Annotated in this window: 3 protein-coding genes; all 3 read left to right on the top strand. The window is 63.3% G+C overall.

The genetic code is table 11. The features are described from left to right. Positions 1 to 606: TspO/MBR family protein (locus Q4E95_RS12780; protein ID WP_303383663.1), on the top strand; the 606-nt coding region annotated here is incomplete at its 5' end. 64 nt (positions 607 to 670) lie between these two features. Further along, on the top strand, positions 671 to 1333 hold the full coding sequence (locus Q4E95_RS12775; RefSeq protein ID WP_303383662.1) for a CPBP family intramembrane glutamic endopeptidase: 663 nt from the start codon (positions 671 to 673) through the stop codon (positions 1331 to 1333). Positions 1334 to 1418: 85 nt separating this feature from the next. Continuing rightward, positions 1419 to 2470 (top strand): N-6 DNA methylase (locus tag Q4E95_RS12770; protein WP_368660335.1); only part of this gene is annotated, 1052 nt, incomplete at its 3' end.

The following is a 2470-nucleotide window of genomic DNA, read 5'->3' as shown; positions in this document are numbered from 1 at the left end:
CTCCAGCACGACACCGTGGTGCGCGAGCGCGACCTGGACGATTATGTCGGCCCGCCGCCGGGTGGCTACACCTCGTTCCGGGACGCGGTGCGCGCCGCGGTCAAGAACCTGGACACCACCCGGTGGAACAAGATTTTCTGGGCGACCACCGCGGGAGTGACCGCGACCGCCGTCGTTGGATCGCTGGCGACCAAACCGAACTCGACCTGGTACAAAACCCTGAAGAAACCCGCTTTCCAGCCGCCCGCCTGGCTGTTCCCCGTGGCCTGGACGGCCCTCTACGCGGATATCGCCGCGATCGGCTCCCTGACGATTGCGGATCTGGGCGAGCAGGGGCGCACCAAGGAAAAACGCGGATACATTGCTGCGCTCGCGACCAACCTGGTGCTCAACGCCGGGTGGAGCATTTTGTTCTTCGACCGCCAGAAGCTGGGCCCCGCCGCCGTAGAATCAATAGCGCTGGCCGCGAGCACGGCGGACCTGGTGCGCAGATCTGGCAAGGTGTCCAAGGAAAAGGCAGTGGTCCTCGCACCGTACGCCGGGTGGACCGCGTTCGCCGCGGTGCTCACGGGAACCCTCCGTGCATTGAACCCGCGCCGGGACTGACGCGCGAACTCCCACGGTCCGGCAACCCCAAGACCTCAACACAACCCTTGTGAAAGGCAACACCGTGAGGGATCCAAAAGCAGTCTCCGCCGATGACCTGCCGGTATTGCCCGGAGGGGCTTCTCGCAGGGCCGTCATCGCCACGGGGGTGTTGGCGGGGGCCGTCCTCGCGTGGTCCCTGCGCATCCAGGCGGGGGACCCGTGGTTTTACCCGGCCACGTTCATCCTGGCCGCGATTTACATGGTGGGTAGTTCCGTGGCGGTCCGGATGGTGGGCAGCAGGTTTCGCTGGCACGCCTCCCGGCGCGGAATTCGCGACGCCGTTGTGGGCGGGGTGCTCTTAGCGCTGATCTTCTTCGCGGGTGCCTTCCTGGTGCGATACGTTCCCTTTCTCCGCGATCCGGTGGACGAGCTCCTGGACCACGCCCGTGTGGGCAGTCTGGCGCTGGTTCTGCTCATCACCGCGGTCAACGGTGTCGCGGAGGAGATGTTCTACAGGGCTGCGTTGTGGAGGATCCTGAAGCCGGGGTTCCGGATCGTGGTGACCACGGTGCTGTACACCGCCGTCACCGCCTTGGCCGGTGTGCCGCTCCTGGCCTTCGCGGCCGCGGCCATGGGTGTGATGGTTGCCGTGTTGCGCGAGCGGACCCAGTCGCTGACCCCGCCGATCATCGCCCACCTCATTTGGTCGCTGAGCATGCTCTTGGTGTTGCCGTGGGTGGTGTGAGTGGCCAGGCCACTGGCTCACCTCGCGCGCTTGCGTACTAGCGTCGTACCCAGCCCATAGGATCGATGCCATGGTGACAGGAACATTGAAAAGCAAGATTGACCGGGTGTGGGATGCGTTCTGGTCAGGTGGCATCTCCAACCCGCTGGAAGTGATCGAGCAGATCACGTACTTGCTGTTCATCCGTCGCCTCGACGATCTCCACACTCTGGAGGAGAAGAAGGCCCGTTTCAACGGCAGTGGGGAAATCGCTAACCCTCGATTCCTGCCCGGGCAGGAACGTTTACGTTGGAGTCATTTCAAGAATCTGGACCCGGACGAGATGTACCGGGTGGTTAGCACCGAGGTGTTCCCGTTCATCCAGCGCCTGGGGCAGCAACCCAACGGTGAAAACTCCACGTATTCGGACCACATGAGGGATGCCCGCTTCACCATCCCCACAGCCTCCTTGCTGAGCAAGGTCGTGGAAATGGTCAACGACATTCCCATGGACAGCCGGGACACCAACGGCGACATCTACGAGTACATGCTCTCCAAGATCGCCTCCGCCGGGACCAACGGGCAGTTCCGCACGCCGCGCCACATCATCCAGCTCATGGTGGACATGTGGGCCCCGCAGCCCGACGACGAGATCTGCGACCCGGCCTGTGGCACCGCGGGGTTTTTGGTCGCGGCCTCCGAGTACGTTCGCGAGCACCACCCCTCGGCGCTCACGGATACCGAGCAGCGCCGGCATTTCCACCAGAACATGTTCCACGGTTACGACTTCGATTCCACCATGCTGCGCATCGGCAGCATGAACATGTTGCTCCACGGCATCGAAGCGCCTGACATCCGTTACCGTGATTCCCTCTCGGAAGGGGCGTCCGGCGACACTGAGAAGTACTCCCTGATCCTCGCCAACCCACCATTCGCTGGCTCGCTCGACTACGAATCCACAGCCAAGGACCTGCAGCGCACGGTCAAGACGAAAAAGACCGAATTGTTGTTTCTTGCGCTGTTTCTCAAGCTGCTCGCGTCCGGCGGCCGCGCGGCCGTGATCGTTCCCGACGGCGTTCTGTTCGGTTCCTCGACCGCCCACAAGTCTCTGCGACGCACCCTGGTCGAGGATCAAAAGCTCGACGCCGTGGTGAAACT

Source organism: Kocuria sp., assembly GCF_030536815.1.
Taxonomy (GTDB): domain Bacteria; phylum Actinomycetota; class Actinomycetes; order Actinomycetales; family Micrococcaceae; genus Kocuria; species Kocuria gwangalliensis.
Note: the sequence above shows the minus strand (reverse complement) of the source record. Positions and strands in the feature narration are given on the sequence as shown.